This is a genomic window from Polaromonas sp. P1_E1_2, from assembly GCF_056406035.1.
Genome location: NZ_JBFUAZ010000883.1, coordinates 1 through 1,211 on the forward strand (window position 1 = coordinate 1; position 1,211 = coordinate 1,211).

Sequence of the window (1,211 nt, forward strand, 5' to 3'; positions counted from 1 at the left end):
AGCGAAGCCCTCGACTTTCTTCACGCTGGCGATCAGTGTGAGGTCAGCCGCACCCGGCGCATGCGCAGGGGCCAGCACGCTGCGCAACTCGACACCCGGAAAATCATTGGCGATCAGGAGGTACCGCTCAAGCACGGGGCCCTGAATGGGCCGCGACGCCCTGATCTTCTCGCCGATGGCTGCGAGCTGCTCCTTCACATGGGCACTGACATCGTCCCCCGCCCGAATGTTCACCTTGTCGATGTAGCCCTCAACCACACGCAGGGTGAGCGTACCGTCGGCGAGAGACTGCGGCGGCACCACCACCAATGACAGGATGTAGCCTGCGTTACGGTACATCGCGGTGAGCGAAGACGCGAGTTGCAGAATCTCGCTGCCGGAAATCTCCCGTCCGGTATAGCTGTCCGCATTCGCCTGAAGGACGCCACCGGGCAGTACGGTGCTGCTTTCAATATCAATGCGCCTGAGCGTGACCCTGATGGCCCTGAGTGATTCAGGCAAAGGCCCTGTTGGCTCGGTCCTGATTTCCGGAGGTGCCGCTGAGGCGCCGGGCTCGGGCTGGAAGTCAAAACGCTCGCGAACCCGGCCGGGGTCAATGGTGGATGGGGCCTGCTGCGCCAGCGCAGTTGTCGAAATGACCATGAGCACAGAAAAAGCACCAGTCCACATGCTGTGCACGCCCACATGATCGATACGCTTCATCGCCAGCCCCGTTGAAAATCAAGGTTTCCGAAGTGCCTGCAGGTGTTGTGATTCGACACTTGCSGGYWGTATTTTTTGTGAACTAATTCACGGTAACCAATTGTGAAACCTGATACAAGGGAGAAAAAGTGATTAATTACCAACGGTCTTATGTAATSATTTCGCCCCARTTTTTRCCAAAAGGGCTTTTCTGCCCACATTACGCGGCCCTATTGGTTACATTTAGCGTCAGGAATACATACATTCAGTTACCTTTGACTTACTGAAAATCTTTCTTGCCGGTGAAGAATTCCCCAGGAAATCCAGGTGCGTTGTGTAAAGTTTTGCCGCAGGTCCCCGATACCGCGCACGGATGGCATTGCCGGAACGGCAAGCGCCGCCATTCGGACCGTCGAACGGCGATGACAACAGATCACAGCGGCAATGACTCCCGGTCTATTTGCGGATCGCCAACGCCTGCTTGGCCCTGGCCACCTTGGCGCCTTGCGCTATAAGCTGAAGAGCAACAC

Annotated in this window: 1 protein-coding gene; it reads right to left on the reverse strand. The window is 56.8% G+C overall.

All coding sequences use genetic code 11. The features are described 5' to 3' along the window. A partial coding sequence (locus AC1D1P_RS23770; protein WP_477674706.1) for a POTRA domain-containing protein occupies positions 1 to 702 on the reverse strand: 702 nt, incomplete at its 3' end. Positions 703 to 1,211: the final 509 nt, after the last annotated feature.